This window comes from Methylomonas rapida, from assembly GCF_024360925.2.
In the GTDB taxonomy this organism is placed as follows: domain Bacteria; phylum Pseudomonadota; class Gammaproteobacteria; order Methylococcales; family Methylomonadaceae; genus Methylomonas; species Methylomonas rapida.
Genome location: NZ_CP113517.1, coordinates 1,486,510 through 1,500,924, shown reverse-complemented (window position 1 = coordinate 1,500,924; position 14,415 = coordinate 1,486,510). Strand labels below are relative to the sequence as shown.

The window sequence follows — 14,415 nt, the reverse complement described above, 5'->3', positions numbered from 1 at the left end:
TTATAACCCAACACAACAGTCCTGCCACCTAAACAGGATGTATAGATGGTCCTCGCCCGGTCCCGGATAAGTGCGGCCCGCACCCCATTTGAAGGTGGTTTCTCCAATGGCATGATTGGACTCGGTTTCCGCGACCGGATAAAACATCGATAGCCGGTATTGCGACTTGGGAATGAAGGGATAGATATAGCCGCCGCATAAAGCATCGTTGCCCGAGGTTTTCCAGGCCAACCCGCGGCGATGCAAGGATGCCGTGGCGCGGGTGGCTAATAAACTGGTGATGCGTGGGTCGGTGCCGTAACTGGTGGGTGAAATGCCGGACAAGGGATACATATGCCCCCAAGCACCGGCACACCAGAACAAGGCATCGAGAGGATTGCCGGTGGCCGCCGCCGCAGCATCCGCGACGCACGCGGAGATGGCCACCGGATTGGCGAACAACGCCGTTTCCGGACTGGTAAAAAACGCCAATAAATCGTTGTTCCAGGTCGGGTCCAGTTCCGAGACATATAGCAAATCGAAATCCCGGTAGCCATCACTGTTGCAGCGGCCATCCCAGAACAAATCCAGCAGGATGGTCAACGGAAAGGCGAAATAGTGGTAATTGAAAAACGACATTTCACTGGCATCGAAGTCGGCCTTGCCGGTGGTGGCGATCAATCGCACATTTGAAGCACTGAACTTATGGCCGCCCAGTGCCGGCGAGCACCAAGGATTTCTGACGATCTCGATCAGCCGAGCAGGATTCCATAAGCCCATGGTCATGCCGAGTTCCGGAATGTTCCTGCTGTTGGTACAAAAGCAAAACTTCTCATCGGTGGCGATACTGGGCACATTGCCGCCACCCAGCGATGCTCCGGCCGCTCGAATCGGAAACAAGCAGCTCCAACAAATATCGGTAATCAGCTTGCCGGACCACAGTTCGGCGTCCGAGCACAACGGGTCGACGCTATTCGTAGTGGTTTCGGCCGCTGTTACACCCGAGATCAACAGCCATAAAAATCCCAAGGCCATGATAGCCGTCCGCTGTAATCGCTTCATGATTTAGCTCCCGCCGTTGAAACAGGCAGCTTGCGTTCGCGAACCAGTAGACGGTTACCGGATTGTTCGACTATAGCCGGCACATTTTGTAATTGAAATCGGCGGCGCACATCCGGCGTCAGTAAATACACCGGTGCCTGCAGCGCAGTTTCCAAACGCTGCAAGCTATCCCACCCAGACTGGCGCGGTAGTGACGTGGCCAGATACATCACGCGTGCCTGTTTGTCCTGGCAGGACTGATGCTCTATCAGCTCGACTTGAGCCGGCACCGTGGCATCGAACACCTTTAGACATAAGCTAAACGGCATTTTGTCCAACGGATTGACGGTTTGTCCGGCACGGATGATTAGCTGACCGTTCGGCGCTGCCAGATCGCGCGGAGCGGTGATGGTCAGATCCACGGTCCGGTCAAGATTCACCTGAGCTGTGGGTAAGTCTTCAAATTTCTGTTGTTCCCAAAATCGAGCAATCGCCTGTTGCTGCTTTTGTTTCCAGTCAATGGTAGTCATCCTACGTTTGATCTCTTCGAGCAAGTCGATTTCGGCAATCTGGCCGACATCACCCAAGGTTCCCAAATCACCCTGCTTGCCGGCTTTGAGTTGCTCGTCCAGCCAGGACAGGCTGCTGACACCTCGAACGTGTAGCCGGGCTTTACCGTCCTGTTCGACAACGATGTCTGGTACCGCCGTCACCGACCAGCGCTGAAAACGGGTGGGATCTATGACAATGTTTGGCAATGGCTCAATGCCTTTCAAAAAGCGCTTGAGGTCGGCCATCAAGGCCGGTAACTTTTGGCCGGGCTTGGGACCGCGAAAAACCAGCAGAACATCGTTTCGGCCTGCGGCCTCTTCGAAGATGCCTTTCAGTGCGGACTCACCCAGTGAGAAGGACACAAACAACAGCCTGAGTGGTTTATTCGAAGTTGTTGTCGGCAGACCACTTGCCACCGTTGGCAATCGTGTCGATAGTGCCTCTGTTTGGATCGCTTGCGACGCTTCCAACACATGTTGCGCCTGGCGTTTCATGTCCAACTGTTCAGATTGGCCATTCAACCAATCGGGCCTAGCCTGGCCTTCCAATGCCTGCAAAATGGCTTTAGAACGTTGCAGCCAGGCTTCTTCAGCGTGAACCGTCAGCACACCGCCGAAACAACTGAGCAAACAGACCGCCACTTGCCGCCAAGGAAATTGAGGTGGATCAAAACAACGCATAGGCCCGTCCAATCACTTGGTGGTCGTAGACATAGCCCCAGTAACGCGAATCGAAGCTTTTGTCGGTTTGTCCGGTTACCCAGTAGGCAGCCGGTGGAATGGTTTCATGACGTTTGAATTGGGTCGCGGGCCTTTTGAGTTTCTCCGTTAAAGGCAACCCGTCGATGATTCGTTCACCGTTAATCGTGGTGTGCTGCGGATCGACGTGTATGGTGTCGCCGGTGACGCCGGCGGCGATTTTGACGATGATTTGGCCATCCTTGAAAAATGGAGCCATGCGTTCTGCTCGAAAGGCAATCAAATCGCCGCGCCAGATATCCTTGTTGTGGGTGTCGATCAGGTAAACCCATTTGTCCGGTAGGCAGCGATCGACCTGATCGTCGCCGCCGATTAGAAAGCGTTGGCCGATATAGCGTTCAACGGCTAGAGCCAACAACAAAATCGGTACCGCCTTGAGCAGAAACTGGTCTAAACGCGGTCGCTTATGGGCCTGTGGTTTGTTCATATCTTTAGCGTCCGGCTTGTCGAACATAGACATCCTCCGGTGCAGCCACCACCGCCGTCGAATCAATCACCAGATAACCTGCATCACTGAGCTTTTTGGCCTGAGCCTGCCAGTCATCGACGATCTTGGCCATGTGTTCCTGGCTCGCATTGGGTGGAATGCTTTGAATCAGCTTGGCCCGGTCAAGTACAAACACCGGTGTGACCATATTTAATCGAGCGATGGGCTGTTGTAATTGCTGTTGCGCCGCCAGCCAACCGCCGATGCCGCCCAGACAGGCTGCGATGAAAACGGTGCTGAGCCATTGCGATTTAGGATCCATAGGTAGTCTCCCTGGGTTTTCTGCTGCGGTTGTCGATGAGTTGTTGAATGGCATCACCCAGGCTCAAGCCTTGCCGGCGCAATTGCTTCAAAGCGTTGACGTCTTCGGGCTTGGTGGAGAACAGAATGCGTTTGTAAGGATCGACGATCAGCCGGCCAATACCGGAGCCCATCTCGGTAATGAAGAAAATCTCGGAATAGGCGCCCGGCAAGGTATGCACGGTTTTCAGTAACTCGTAGCCGCCATCGGACAACGGCAGACGGCGATCTTGCTTCATGCCTTCGATGACTTCGGCTTTTTGGCCCAATAAATACATATTGGCCGAGTTCTCGACGATGGCCCGACCGGCGGCGTTTCGGTATAAATCGTTCACCGACTGAGTGATGGTCACCGCCGCGCCGCCATATTTGCGAAACCGCCGGTAGCCGTGTTCCATAAACTTGGCGACATCGCCTTCGGTGAGTAGATCCCAGGCTTCGTCGATAATCACGATCTTGGGTCGGTTACGTTCGCCCAGATACATCTCCTGCTGGATTTGGTAGATCAGTTGAAGCAACACGACTTGCTGCAGATGCTTGCGGCCCTTGAGTTCTTCGAGTTCCAGCACGGTAAAGTCGTTGGCGAATTTGGCATTGTTCTTGCCGTTGAAGTAGCGGCCGTATTCGCCTTTAGTGGTGAATGGAAAAAGCTGCTCGCCGACATCCTTCAAGCGTTGATCGGTTTCGGCACACAGGCATTTTGCAATTTCGTCGACGGACATGGCCTGAGCCTTTTCGGTCCACAGTTGCTTCAATATCCGCTTCAGACCAGCCGTCTGGAAATCGGTCAATTTCTCGGTCGGCGCCGCCATTTGGCTGACCAAGCCGGCCAGCATGTCGGCTTCCTCCTCGAAGTTCTGCACGATCTCGAACGGGTTCATACAGATGTTCGAACCGTGAGTGAATTTAACGAAATCGCCTTCCAGTACCTCGCAAAGGTTTTCATAGGAGCGGCCGACATCGATCGCCCAGATTTGCGCGCCTTCTGTCAGGTAGCTGACGATGATTTCGTTGGTCAGAAAGGATTTACCTTTGCCGGACTCGGCGGCGATACACAAGTTGTAATTGCCAGTAGTGTCGAATAAGGACACGGCCATTTGTTCGCCATTACGCGAAACAAAGTTCAATGTCGGCGTGCCGGTGCCTGCCCAGTCACCGAATAACGGTAACAACGGAATCGCATGCCGGGTGGCCAAGGTACGATACCGTTTCAAATCGGCAATCGCCGAACGCTCGGGACCAAAGGGCAAACAGTTCAGGAAAAACGGCAGGCAGAAATACTTGTCTTCCAACAGCTGAAAACCCAGCTCTCGAAAATAGACGCGGGCATTGGAGACCGCCGCCGCTTCTTCTTGTTCGTCGCAAAACAGCAGTACACCGAAATACGCTCTAATCGGACGGTCGCCATCGCGGTAGGCGTCGAACAACACATCGAAATGGTGTTTACGCTGCACCAACACCGGCAAAAACCGGGCAATCGGTGTATTGACCTGATTGGTGATGAATTGCCGCACGCCTTCCTGACGGGCGCGGGTCGATTCGGCATCGGGGTAATGCAAGGTCAGACTGAGCAAAGCATTCTGGCGGATGCCGCGGGTACCGGACAAAATGTCGCCCAGATAGCTTTTGGCGCTGCCGAAGTAAAAATGGTCGGGTGTGCGTTTGGCGGACAAGGTCTTGACGCGCTTATGTCCCAGCCATAGACCTTTTTCATCGAGCTCGAGCGCGTTGTCGTAATCCAGCAATTGGTCGCGGATCAGTTGGGTCGGATCGCACTCGGGAACCACTCGGTCTTTCCAGCCGGCATCGGGCTGCCAGTTGAGCAGCGTGTTGAGGATGCGGACATATTGATCGGCACCCAAAACCTCCGGATACAAGCCGATGGTCGACAGCGATTGCTGGGTGGCCATTTGCAATTCACTGGCACGACGGATGTCGGTTTCGCTCGGTCGGGGGGATGCCATCGGCAATTTGACCGTGACCAGAATATGGCTGCGCCGCAGGCGTGCCCCCGAAATCGCTTCGGGCGGTTTGGTGGTGCCTTGCCGCAAGAACTCGATACTGGCCTGGGTCATGGTCTTATAAGTCGACTTTTGCTGTTTCAGACGCCGGGTTTGCATGATCGCCAGCGATTCCTCAATGTCCGGTGAGGTCCACAGTGATACTTGTAATAGCGTGTCGGGCGGCCAGTCCTGATTCAACAACACATTAACCCGAGCGGAAACGCTGGCATCCGCGCCGGTCATCGGTCGGCACAAAAAGCCAAAGCCAAGGCTGTTATCGGCCATCAAAAACAGATGATGGTCGTACTCATAAGCCAGTACCGTGAATAACTGATCGGCACGGGGGCGTTGGGCGGTGGTCATAACAGGAAATCCTCTTCGGAAAACAGCAGCACTTCGACTGGACATTCCGGATCGAGACGAATCGTAAAGGGATGCCGGCACACCAGCGACACCCGGTGGTTACGTTTCAGCTGCCGGGCTCTGGCCGGATGGCAGGGGTTTATGGGCTGGCCATTGGCGTCTTGAACCCTAACGGTCCGCTTATCCTTAGCCAACGAGCCAGGGCGGCGGTTGCCCGCCGCAGTCTCGGTATCAATAATTGAACCGGTCATCGTGGTAAGGCCTAAATCGTGGCAGTCACGATGTTGGTGATAATGGTCGGTGCCGCAAATAAGCCGACACCACTGGCAATGCCAAGCACAAAGCCCATGATGCTGCCGCGCACGACACCGGCGACCAAGCCGACGATGACGAACACGATGGCGATGATGCGGCCGAGCAAACCCTCCACCCAGCCAGTCAGCAAGGTCCAGACAGTGTTGAACTCGGTACCGCCGGTACCGGCCATGGCGTCATTGGCCATCAGCATAAAAAATAACGATCCCAGAGTGACCAAGACCCCGGTTCGAAAGGATGTTTTCATCAAAGATGTCCTCGTTATGGTTAAAAGACGGTTGCCCGTCGAATCTCGGACGGTTAGTCCGGCAGGGTTTAAGCGGTTGCCCGCTCACTCTCGCAAGGGGTGTGGGACCTGCGGTTAAATGGGGTGTGACCCATCAAGGCAATGGCTTGCCCAGTCGGGATGACGGGCTGTCGTTATCATTTGCGTCAACAGTCGGTGGTTTCTCGGGCGGACGTTGCTCGACTTGCAGCGGGATCAACGAAGAACTGGCTGTCGGTGCCGCCTTGCCGATCATCCAGCGCCGGGGTTCCAGTTCGGTGTAGATGTAATTGGAGACCATCAAATCGCCGTCGGCATCTTCCCAAGGCGCAATCCAGATGCGCATGACCTGTGAGGGCGTGCGTATCGGCGTGGGATCTTCGATCTTGGGTACGGGTTGTTGTAACGGCGGTGCGATTGTCGGAGATGAGGTCGACTCTAATCCCTGGCTATTTTCCGGGGGCGCTTCCGTTATTGCCGTATTGGTGACCTGGTAAGCCTGCGTCGTCGATAGACAGCTGGGTTCGTCCGGCATGCCTTTACAGCCGTATTCGGTGGTGGCGCAACCGCTGGTTAACACCATCAGCAACAGGCCGATGAAAGTCAGGGAATGTGGGTGCATGGGTTTCAAGGCTGTTTCTCCGGTGCATTAGCGTTTTGGGCGTTTGTAGCGGGCGTCGTTGCCAAACTGGGCGATGGTTTCGGTTTGTCGGCCAACCAATCGGCTAACACCTCGGGTGCGCCACTGTGGGTGCGGCCGTCAGGAGCAATCAGAAATGGCACACCCTTCAAATCGAATAACTTGGCGGTGACCACGGCTTTTTGCAGTGGCTCTTTGTTGCACTGAGTGGGTGGTTCGGTCGGCAAGCCGGCGTAATCCTGTTTCAACAGTCGGTTGCGTACGGTGTCTTTAGCTTTTGTCTCGTTGGTTTCCAACTGACACGCAAGTTGCACGACGATGTTTTGCGATTCGGGGCCGAGGATGGGGACCATCACCAGTTTGAAGGTGTACTGGTCTTGCAAGGCTTGCAGGTCTTTCATGACCTTGCCGCAATATGGGCAGCGCGGATCGATGAACACCAGCACTTGGGCTTTTCCGTGACCGACAGTCACGGCGCCAAGGTCGTCGGCCTTGAGTTTCATCCGCGACAGATCGATGCGGTTGGCGATTTTGTCGATATCCGCCAATTCCTTAATCTCCTGCTGAGTCCAGATGTCTATCAATTTGCCGCCGTAGAAAGCAAAGCGGCCGTTACTGGATATAAACACGGTTTGCTCGCCGGACTTGACCATCTTGAGGCCCGAGATCGGCAAGTCCTGCATGCCGTCGATTTTGATCGAGAGCAAACCGGCGGCAATATCCGAGCCCGCAGGCTTTTGCGGATTGGCGGCCAGGGCGATGGATGTACCGAGTAGCGTGGCTATCAATAAAGAAATTTGGCGTAGCGTCATAACGACCTTTGGGTTTTAGTTAATGAATCAGCTCAGTGACTTCAGCTTCAATGCCGTGCCTTTTTGCACGATGAAGTTAACCTGGCGGGTGGCATCGACTTCGATGACCGGGTAAATCTCCTCGGCCATGTCCATGTAAAAATGCGACAGTCGCTCCATCGCGTAGCCCGCGCCTTTCAATGCGCCGCCTTCCATCGACTGCGAGGAAAAGGCGCTTTGGAATGGCGTGGTGCCGGATAACGCACCGATGCCGCCGGTCATCAACACTGGGATCTGGTTCCGACCGAAGGCATCGGAAAAGCCGCGTAAAAAACCGGCCATCATCGATTGGGCCAGTAGCGCGCCTTGTTTGGAAACGACGCGACCGCGCACCCCGTTTTTGCCGTCTTCGCCGGTGGCATAGGCATTCATCGGTACTTCGATCACGCCACCATCTTGGCGAACACAGGAAAAGGTCTCGCCGCGAAAGTAGGCCCGCTCGGCACTTAAGTCACCAAAGCCGGCGGCCAGCAAAAAGCACTCCCTCACATCGGCATGGAAACGGTTAGGCAGAATGGCTTCCTTCTTGATGCGAAACAGCACCGGCATGGGTTCTTTCTTGGCTTTGCGGCCAGTCGGGGCATCCAGACCATTCAACAATACGCCGGTTAAAATGCTGCCGGCCGGGATGAAGATGTCGCTGTTTGCGTGGCCTGGCTGAGACTGGCCGTGAGCATTGGTCGCCGCCGTGTCTTTATCTTTACCGTTGGAGTACTCAGCGCCTTCCTGGATGACCCGAATCTGCATCGCCGCCGGCGCTTGGCTATTGGCTCGTCCTCCCGAGACGCCGGCATTACTGGATATCGGTCCAGGAATAGCCGCTTGCTCGAAGACGCGGTTGAGATCGTCTTGTCCGTTGTCGAACGGTGGGCTGCTTGGGCGGAGATTAACCCGCCCTGCCCTCGCCGAGTTATCCAGCTCGCTTGAATTGGCGTTGTCTTGACTGGCTATCACTGCTGAAGTAGGTACTTTGTTTTTCAGCGACTCGACTTCACCGGTGACGGCTTGCAGTTTGGCTTCATAGGCTTCCCGTTCGGCGATAGTCCATTGTCTGAAACGCAATTCGTCGGATTGCTGCTCGCGCCTTTGTTGTTCTTCGATGGCAGCCAATCGGCGGGCTTGTTCGTCGTTCTTCTGCAGCAGATCGCGCAACTGCGCGGAAATGCCGTCGATGCCCAACGAGCGTGGATCGCTATCGGTCAGGATGTGTTGGATGGTGGCCTGTTTACTCAGCGGTTTGCTGACTTCCGGGGTGACGGTGGCCAATGCGATGATGACGGCTAACACTACGGTACCAATGCCGCCGACGGCCAGATTGCGTTTGGCGGTTGGGCTCAAGCGTGTCCACCAGGTATCGACGACCGCCATTACCGTTGCCCCCCATTCAACAATGAAGGCCGCAAACTGACTGACGCCTCAGGCACTTGTCGGACCACGACATACAATTCGGTAGCTTCCTGGGGTTTCAACACCACGTTGGGCCAAACCGAAACGGCGAGCACGTCCTGTTGGGTGGTCGCGCAACTGCGTTCGTCGAATTCGAGCATCTCACTGCCGGTATTCTTGGCAAGTCCCACCAGAATCAGCCTATCCTGACCTTCCAGGACTTGACCGGTTTTGATCTGCACGCGGTCCTGCAGGCACCGAATTTGTTCCTGCGGCTTCGGTTCGCGGAGTGAATAACCGGCTGGATTCTTTTGCAAACCCAAATCCCGGAACAAGGTTTTCAGCTGGCTGATGTAGGCTTGTTCCTGTTGGCTCGAAGATCGACTCGCGCCATCGGTGCGCTGCCATTGGTTCAGCAACTGGTAACTTTCCTTATCCAAATCGAGGTGGATTTCCCGCGCTGGAATGCGCTTGGGGATCAACGTCAGTGATAGCGCAATGTCCTGGTTGTCGCCGGGCGTGATGTATAGCGTGACCGGCGTTTCGTCGGCGGTGGCGACATAAACGATTTTGCCTTTAGTACTAGTGGTGGCTTGACTGGTGGTCGTGACTACCGGATGTTCGAATGGCGTGACCAGACGATTCAAGTGGCCGACGGCAATTGGCATCAGTTCGTTGATGCCGGGTTTAACCGCGATGTGCTGTGGGCCGATGGAAGTGGCTGACACTTCATTTGACGCTGCCGCTTGCTGTTTTGCCGCTTTCAAGACGCTGGCATCGACTGGTGGTAACTCGATGCCTAAATCCGGCTGAGACGAGGTAACCGGCTGCGATGGTGAAGATCCTTCGGCTACGGTGGTCACAGGCGGCAAGACCGTTATCGGTAAATCATCCCCGGCCCAACAGTTATGAATGAAGGTCAGTGCTAGCCAAGGGTATAGCGAATGTTTCATGGTTGAGCCTCATGCGGTTGGCCTTGGGTAGCTTTCAAACGGGCTAGGGTTCTGGGGGAATCCGGATACACGTCGATGTATTCCAGTCTTGGCCGATAGTTTTTGATGGCGATGATGAATTCGTAGGTACGGAGTTTCACGTCCGGTTTGGAACTGGGGCCTTGGCTTTTCAGTTCGCCGCTGACAAAAACCTTGTTGGTCTCGGCTTCGTAATCGACATGACGCGGCGTAAAACTGATCGCGACCCGGTCCATCTTGATGGCCTTGATTTGATCGCTCATGGCATCCAGGACACTTCGGTAAATATCCGGTGCCAATAGCGGCTCAACCGCGGTTTTTAGGAAGTCGGCATTGGCCGGCGTGGTGTTGCCGAGCAATTCGGCCAGGAACAAGCCCCAGGACTCTTTGAACTCGCTGGACGCTTGGCTGCGGGTGACTTCGACCTCCTGCGTCAAGCTCGGTGGCACCAGAATGATGCTGCGTTCGGTGCGCCAGGCGGCCAGCGAGGTAATGACGCACACCACCAGCAGACCAATGATGACGACGCGGCTAAACCGGTTCTCGGTTTCGTGCCCGTCCCAGGTTTGCAGAAAATCCGACCATCTCATGGCAAAAACCGGCGGATGTAGGGATTGGGAATGGTCTGGGCGCGACTCGGCAACAAACCCAGCCAATACATCGCGTGCAAGGTGTAGCCATCAGGCCGGTTATCGCGGAAACGCCGGTAAAACTTGACCGCAATCAACCCAAGCGCCAAGCCAGGAATGAACTGATCGATCAACATGCCGGTCAGCATGCTGACCATGAAGGGTACAATCTCGTCCGCGCTCCACAGCAAAATGTGGATTGGATCGTCGATCGATTGGGGGATGGCAACGGGTTCCATAATGACCTCCGGTTGGGATGGCCATTATTGTGAAGGGACATTTGAAGAGTGCTTTTGCAGCTGACGACGAATTTGACGTCAGCTGCGGAAGGTGTAGGAATTTTAATTTAATGTTTGATGCCAGGCGCTTTTTATTACCTGTGATTGTGAAAATCATTCGTGATGATTGAACAGCTTCCAATAGTTCTTGAGCAAGAGTTGTCTAAATGGAGAACCGTTAAGAATTCCAGTTCGAGAGAGATTGTGCGCCCATCTTTCCTAGAATATAGGATTCAACGGTCGGGAACGACCCCCTGCGTCAGAATAGTTGTCGCCTCAAATTTTCAGACTGTATGAAATTTGAGATTTAAACATGAAGTATTCAAAAACCCGTTATTCTGATGAATTCAAAGAACAAGCCTTGGCCAAAGTCTATAGCCGAGGCAATCGCAGCATACAAGCCATCGCTGATGAATTGAATCTCAGCGTGCACACCTTAAAAACCTGGATGAGCCACACAGCACTCAACGATAAGAACCGGGCAAAAAGCCCAGCAAAACGCCCTCAAGATTGGTCACCGGAACAGCGCTTGCAGGCACTTCAGGAAACCCACACATTGTCGGGCGAGGCCTTGAATGCCTGGTGTCGCGAACGTGGGTTATTTGCCCATCAATTGCAACAATGGAAGACCGATTTCTGCACAGCCGGTAGCAGCGATAACGACCGCAAAGACAGCCAGACGCTACGCAGCCTAAAAGCCGAAAACCAACGCCTGGAACGCGAGTTGGCTCGCAAGGAAAAAGCCCTGGCCGAAGCCGCCGCTTTGTTGATCCTGCAAAAAAAGGTCCGGGCGCTGTTGGGGGGCGAGGTCGAATGACGTCTCTTCAGCAGCGCCAAAACCTGATCGAATCCGTTGCCGAGGCGATGGCCGCCGGTGCCCGCCAAGACCAAGCCTGTGCTGTACTGGGTCTGAGCCCGCGCACCTTGCAGCGCTGGCAAGCCGGTGACGATGAACCGGTGAAAGCCGATCGTCGACCGCAACGCCAATACACGCCGCCGCATGCGCTCACCGAGGCCGAGCGCGCCCACATCCTGAGTGTGGCCAATTCCGATGAATTTGCGGATTGTCCGCCCAGCCAGATCGTGCCTCGCCTGGCCGATCAAGGCATTTATCTGGCGTCCGAATCGACGATCTATCGCATTCTGAAAGCCGCCCAGCAGCTGAAACACCGCCGTAGCGAACGCCCCCGTCAGCCGCGCAGCAAACCCCGCGCGCTGACTGCTACCGCGCCGAACCAGATTTATAGTTGGGATATTACCTATCTGCCGACGGCGATCAAAGGCCAGTTTTACTATCTCTACTTGTTCCTCGACATCTTTAGCCGTCAAATTGTGGGTTGGCAGGTATTTGAGGAAGAAAGCAGCCAATGGGCCAGCGAACTGATGCAGGATATTGTTCAACGCGAAGGCCTGCGGCCTGGGCAGATCATCCTGCATTCCGACAACGGCAGTCCTATGAAGGGGGCTACCATGCTCGCGACCTTGCAGCGGCTCGGCGTCGTCCCTTCGTTTAGCCGCCCGGCCGTGAGCAACGACAACCCTTATTCGGAATCGCTGTTCAAAACCTTGAAATATCGCCCGCAATACCCGTTGAAACCGTTTGCCGACCTGACGGTTGCCCGGCAATGGGTGGCCGATCTGGTGCAGTGGTACAACCACGAACACCGCCATAGCGCCATTGGATTTGTGACCCCGGCGCAACGCCATGCCGGCTTGGACTTAGCCCTATTGGCGAAACGCACCGCGCTCTATGAAAACGCCCGCCGCCAAAATCCGCAGCGCTGGAGTAAAAATACTCGTAACTGGAACAGAATCCATACCGTTCATCTCAATCCCGATCATGCCGAAGCCCAAAACAACTCGAACCAGGAGCCCTCTAACCAAAACAAAATAACCGCATAAGTTTTTACATTGAGGCGACAACTAGCTTGAAATTTTCCGACGACGGGACGGATTGATGCCTCTACTAATATCGCTATCTCGTTGAGTAGGTATTTTCGAGACAGAAACATTTCTGACACTGAGCACATCGCGAGGCGATGTGAAAATTGATATGGAATTATGAAATCGCTATGCTTTGTTCTGCGCTTTTTTGCTACCCATGTACAAGGCAACAGGCCCTAGTCCCTAATCAAAGGAAAACGGTCATTTGAAAGAGTTACCCTCTCGCGTAAATCCAACCCAGCTTTGAAGTGGGTTGTATGCCGAATAGGCAAACTCACTTGTTCGCCCGTTTTGGGGTTACGCCCTATGCGAGCGGCTCGCTGGATAACATAGAATCCACCAAATCCACGAATTTCAATTCGTTCGCCTCGTGCCAGATGATGGATCATCGCATCAATTATTACATTAATTGCTAATTCGACATCGCGTTGCATCAAATGCGGCAATTTAAGACTGGTGCGTTCGATAAGTTCAGACTTTGTCATTCTAAGGTGTATGTCCAATCGGTGATTTGTAACAGTGGGTGTTGGTGATTAGATCATTACAGCGCTGGCAATGTCTTGCCACCCTGTTCGACGATCACGGCCTGTTTGAGCAAATCACTGGCAGAGGGATATTGATCGTAAAGGCTGCCAATGGCTTGATAATAGGCCATTGTATCGAATGGCTCTGCGGCTTGTTTTCGGATCAACTCAGCTAGCCTTGACCTGAAATCCGGTGAAACGGTCACCATGCGAAGGCCTTTAACAATTTTGGTGACTGGATCCACCAAGACCAGATTAAAAGGCAAGTAACTATCACCCTCTTCAATCGACTCATCACCCGCTAGATGAATGGTAAACGCCAAATCTGACCAATCCAGAAAACCCTCGATTTTGAATAAAAACAAAATGAGCCCGGCTTTTGCGTAAGCGCCCAGCCGTCCCACCTGTGAAAAACATTCGTCCTACGGCATCCTGTGATTTTTTGAACAGGAGCAGGTATGGCCATCACATCGAAATGGCGTCAGCATATTGAAGCGTGGCAACGCAGTGGACTGTCGCAAGCCGAGTATTGCGCAGCGCAGCAGATCAATGTTCGCACGTTCACGGCGCGACTGAGCGACTATCGCAAATTGCCCAAAGCCGATTCGGTTGCATTGATACCCGTCCAGGTTGCGCCTTCTGAGCCCGTCGATGCGGGCATTCTCTTTACCCATGTCCAAGGCCATCGCTTGGCGCTGCCTGCTTCGGTATCAGCGCGCTGGGTGGCGGAGTTGCTGCGATGCCTGGCCTGATCGGTTATCCAGCGCAGATTTGGATTGCCGTGGCGCCGGTGGACATGCGGCGCGGCCTGGATGGCTTGTCGGCCCTCGTGCAGCACAGTTTGGGGCATGCACCTTGCGCCGGCTCGGCTTTCATCTTCCGCAATCGAGCGGGTAATCGCTTGCGCTTGCTGCTGTGGGATGGCAATGGCGTCTGGTTGTGTCAACGCCGATTGCATCAGGGCAGCTTTGTCTGGCCCAAGGCCCCTGACGCGGTGTTTGCGCTCAGCCAGGCGCAATGGCACTGGTTAGTGGCCGGTGTCGACTGGCAGCGGTTATCAGCCGTCCCCAAAGCCGAATGGCAGGTTTAAAATGAGGCTGAAAAAGAGGCTCTAAAATCCGGCAAAACC

18 protein-coding genes are annotated in these 14,415 nt (G+C 54.4%); 3 read left to right on the top strand and 15 right to left on the bottom strand.

All coding sequences use genetic code 11. From position 1 onward, the window contains the following. From NM686_RS07125 to traL, 13 genes are all read right to left on the bottom strand, one after another. Entirely contained in the window at positions 1 to 1,014 is a 1,014-nt protein-coding gene (locus NM686_RS07125; protein WP_269022924.1) for a TraU family protein, read from the bottom strand. A gap of 23 nt (positions 1,015 to 1,037) precedes the next feature. After that, complete coding sequence (locus NM686_RS07120) at positions 1,038 to 2,252, bottom strand: TrbC family F-type conjugative pilus assembly protein (RefSeq protein WP_269022632.1); 1,215 nt, start codon at positions 2,250 to 2,252, stop codon at positions 1,038 to 1,040. After that, positions 2,239 to 2,757 carry a signal peptidase I gene (gene lepB / locus NM686_RS07115; RefSeq protein WP_269022630.1) on the bottom strand — a complete coding sequence of 173 codons (519 nt, stop codon included), beginning with the start codon at positions 2,755 to 2,757 and terminating at the stop codon, positions 2,239 to 2,241. The genes NM686_RS07120 and lepB overlap by 14 nt, the downstream gene beginning before the upstream one ends. Before the next feature lie 4 nt (positions 2,758 to 2,761). Further along, positions 2,762 to 3,079, bottom strand: a complete 318-nt coding sequence (locus NM686_RS07110; protein ID WP_255187185.1) for a hypothetical protein — start codon at positions 3,077 to 3,079, stop codon at positions 2,762 to 2,764. Beyond that, positions 3,069 to 5,483, bottom strand: coding sequence for a type IV secretion system protein TraC (gene traC / locus NM686_RS07105; protein ID WP_255187184.1), 2,415 nt, complete (start codon positions 5,481 to 5,483; stop codon positions 3,069 to 3,071). Before traC ends, NM686_RS07110 begins: the two co-directional genes overlap by 11 nt. Next, on the bottom strand, positions 5,480 to 5,734 hold the full coding sequence (locus tag NM686_RS07100) for an RRXRR domain-containing protein (protein ID WP_255187183.1): 255 nt from the start codon (positions 5,732 to 5,734) through the stop codon (positions 5,480 to 5,482). The genes traC and NM686_RS07100 overlap by 4 nt, the downstream gene beginning before the upstream one ends. An 11-nt stretch (positions 5,735 to 5,745) precedes the next feature. Beyond that, positions 5,746 to 6,045: a TraA family conjugative transfer protein gene (gene traA / locus NM686_RS07095; RefSeq protein ID WP_255187182.1), complete on the bottom strand. Its 300-nt coding sequence runs from the start codon at positions 6,043 to 6,045 to the stop codon at positions 5,746 to 5,748. A gap of 133 nt (positions 6,046 to 6,178) precedes the next feature. Continuing rightward, complete coding sequence (locus NM686_RS07090; protein ID WP_255188579.1) at positions 6,179 to 6,685, bottom strand: TraV family lipoprotein; 507 nt, start codon at positions 6,683 to 6,685, stop codon at positions 6,179 to 6,181. A gap of 5 nt (positions 6,686 to 6,690) precedes the next feature. Then, positions 6,691 to 7,515, bottom strand: a complete 825-nt coding sequence (locus NM686_RS07085) for a DsbC family protein (protein ID WP_255187181.1) — start codon at positions 7,513 to 7,515, stop codon at positions 6,691 to 6,693. 27 nt (positions 7,516 to 7,542) lie between these two features. Beyond that, the gene (locus NM686_RS07080) at positions 7,543 to 8,922 is read right to left on the bottom strand and encodes a TraB/VirB10 family protein (protein ID WP_255187180.1); all 1,380 of its coding nucleotides are present in this window, start codon (positions 8,920 to 8,922) and stop codon (positions 7,543 to 7,545) included. Continuing rightward, the gene (locus NM686_RS07075) at positions 8,922 to 9,893 is read right to left on the bottom strand and encodes a TraK domain-containing protein (RefSeq protein WP_255187179.1); all 972 of its coding nucleotides are present in this window, start codon (positions 9,891 to 9,893) and stop codon (positions 8,922 to 8,924) included. Before NM686_RS07075 ends, NM686_RS07080 begins: the two co-directional genes overlap by 1 nt. Continuing rightward, positions 9,890 to 10,501, bottom strand: a complete 612-nt coding sequence (locus tag NM686_RS07070; protein ID WP_255187178.1) for a type IV conjugative transfer system protein TraE — start codon at positions 10,499 to 10,501, stop codon at positions 9,890 to 9,892. The genes NM686_RS07075 and NM686_RS07070 overlap by 4 nt, the downstream gene beginning before the upstream one ends. Beyond that, on the bottom strand, positions 10,498 to 10,779 hold the full coding sequence (gene traL, locus NM686_RS07065) for a type IV conjugative transfer system protein TraL (protein ID WP_255187177.1): 282 nt from the start codon (positions 10,777 to 10,779) through the stop codon (positions 10,498 to 10,500). The genes NM686_RS07070 and traL overlap by 4 nt, the downstream gene beginning before the upstream one ends. 352 nt (positions 10,780 to 11,131) lie before the next feature. On the opposite strand from traL, the gene NM686_RS07060 reads away from it, so the two are divergent. Continuing rightward, positions 11,132 to 12,720, top strand: a protein-coding gene (locus tag NM686_RS07060) for an IS3 family transposase (RefSeq protein WP_168033312.1) whose coding sequence is annotated in 2 segments (ribosomal slippage) — positions 11,132 to 11,603 and positions 11,603 to 12,720 — 1,590 coding nt in all. Because the reading frame shifts where the segments join, the coding sequence is not laid out codon by codon here. Between the two features lie 218 nt (positions 12,721 to 12,938). Here the strand turns inward: NM686_RS07060 and NM686_RS07055 are convergent. Next, complete coding sequence (locus tag NM686_RS07055) at positions 12,939 to 13,247, bottom strand: integration host factor subunit beta (protein WP_255187176.1); 309 nt, start codon at positions 13,245 to 13,247, stop codon at positions 12,939 to 12,941. A 56-nt stretch (positions 13,248 to 13,303) separates the two neighbouring features. Beyond that, the gene (locus NM686_RS07050; protein WP_255187175.1) at positions 13,304 to 13,609 is read right to left on the bottom strand and encodes a hypothetical protein; all 306 of its coding nucleotides are present in this window, start codon (positions 13,607 to 13,609) and stop codon (positions 13,304 to 13,306) included. 135 nt (positions 13,610 to 13,744) lie between these two features. Here NM686_RS07050 and tnpA point away from each other — a divergent pair, with 135 nt between their 5' ends. Both tnpA and tnpB read left to right on the top strand, forming a co-directional pair. After that, positions 13,745 to 14,038, top strand: coding sequence for an IS66 family insertion sequence element accessory protein TnpA (gene tnpA, locus NM686_RS07045; protein ID WP_255187174.1), 294 nt, complete (start codon positions 13,745 to 13,747; stop codon positions 14,036 to 14,038). Continuing rightward, positions 14,026 to 14,376: an IS66 family insertion sequence element accessory protein TnpB gene (gene tnpB, locus NM686_RS07040; RefSeq protein WP_255187173.1), complete on the top strand. Its 351-nt coding sequence runs from the start codon at positions 14,026 to 14,028 to the stop codon at positions 14,374 to 14,376. Before tnpA ends, tnpB begins: the two co-directional genes overlap by 13 nt. Positions 14,377 to 14,415 lie beyond the last annotated feature (39 nt).

Bases quoted from the DNA above. Each gene is read 5' to 3' on its own strand.
- NM686_RS07125 (WP_269022924.1), bottom strand. From the start codon at position 1,014: ATGGCCTTGGGATTTTTATGGCTGTTGATCTCGGGTGTAACAGCGGCC.
- NM686_RS07120 (WP_269022632.1), bottom strand. From the start codon at position 2,252: ATGCGTTGTTTTGATCCACCTCAATTTCCTTGGCGGCAAGTGGCGGTC.
- lepB (WP_269022630.1), bottom strand. From the start codon at position 2,757: ATGAACAAACCACAGGCCCATAAGCGACCGCGTTTAGACCAGTTTCTG.
- NM686_RS07110 (WP_255187185.1), bottom strand. From the start codon at position 3,079: ATGGATCCTAAATCGCAATGGCTCAGCACCGTTTTCATCGCAGCCTGT.
- traC (WP_255187184.1), bottom strand. From the start codon at position 5,483: ATGACCACCGCCCAACGCCCCCGTGCCGATCAGTTATTCACGGTACTG.
- NM686_RS07100 (WP_255187183.1), bottom strand. From the start codon at position 5,734: ATGACCGGTTCAATTATTGATACCGAGACTGCGGCGGGCAACCGCCGC.
- traA (WP_255187182.1), bottom strand. From the start codon at position 6,045: ATGAAAACATCCTTTCGAACCGGGGTCTTGGTCACTCTGGGATCGTTA.
- NM686_RS07090 (WP_255188579.1), bottom strand. From the start codon at position 6,685: ATGCACCCACATTCCCTGACTTTCATCGGCCTGTTGCTGATGGTGTTA.
- NM686_RS07085 (WP_255187181.1), bottom strand. From the start codon at position 7,515: ATGACGCTACGCCAAATTTCTTTATTGATAGCCACGCTACTCGGTACA.
- NM686_RS07080 (WP_255187180.1), bottom strand. From the start codon at position 8,922: ATGGCGGTCGTCGATACCTGGTGGACACGCTTGAGCCCAACCGCCAAA.
- NM686_RS07075 (WP_255187179.1), bottom strand. From the start codon at position 9,893: ATGAAACATTCGCTATACCCTTGGCTAGCACTGACCTTCATTCATAAC.
- NM686_RS07070 (WP_255187178.1), bottom strand. From the start codon at position 10,501: ATGAGATGGTCGGATTTTCTGCAAACCTGGGACGGGCACGAAACCGAG.
- traL (WP_255187177.1), bottom strand. From the start codon at position 10,779: ATGGAACCCGTTGCCATCCCCCAATCGATCGACGATCCAATCCACATT.
- NM686_RS07055 (WP_255187176.1), bottom strand. From the start codon at position 13,247: ATGACAAAGTCTGAACTTATCGAACGCACCAGTCTTAAATTGCCGCAT.
- tnpA (WP_255187174.1), top strand. From the start codon at position 13,745: ATGGCCATCACATCGAAATGGCGTCAGCATATTGAAGCGTGGCAACGC.
- tnpB (WP_255187173.1), top strand. From the start codon at position 14,026: ATGCCTGGCCTGATCGGTTATCCAGCGCAGATTTGGATTGCCGTGGCG.